1 pseudogene is annotated in these 388 nt (G+C 47.2%); it reads right to left on the bottom strand.

The features are described from left to right. A pseudogene (locus UF05_RS02715) lies at window positions 1-388 on the bottom strand (hypothetical protein); the annotation flags it as partial.

The following is a 388-nucleotide window of genomic DNA, read 5'->3' as shown; positions in this document are numbered from 1 at the left end:
GTCAAGCAAGGTCTGGCGCAAGCGATTCACTTGTCTGCCGATATCGAGCGGCAGTTCTTTGTCTTCTCCAGCCTCTTCCCCGCGGACACCAAGCCTTGGTTCTTCTTTGTCTTGTGAGCGATACCAGAACCAGTAGTTGTTCTCGGCTAGTGAGTAATCCGCATCAATAGACCAGTGATGTTTGCTTTGCAACACTTCCAGTAAATCTTGGATCTTTTTCCCGCCCGGAATAGATAGCGTTTCATCCGTATTCATTTGGCTAGCAAATTCATCCACTAAAGATGGGTAGAGTTCGTTCAAGCAAGAGATGAGGATTTCTTGGGCTTCCACACTCATTGTTTTCTTATGCTCGACCAAACTCGCCCAATTCGGACGCGATGACATTAAC

Origin of the sequence: Vibrio sp. S457-15, from assembly GCF_000960545.1 — a bacterium.
In the GTDB taxonomy this organism is placed as follows: Bacteria; Pseudomonadota; Gammaproteobacteria; order Enterobacterales; family Vibrionaceae; genus Vibrio; species Vibrio parahaemolyticus.
This window is presented reverse-complemented; position numbering and strand designations above follow the sequence as displayed.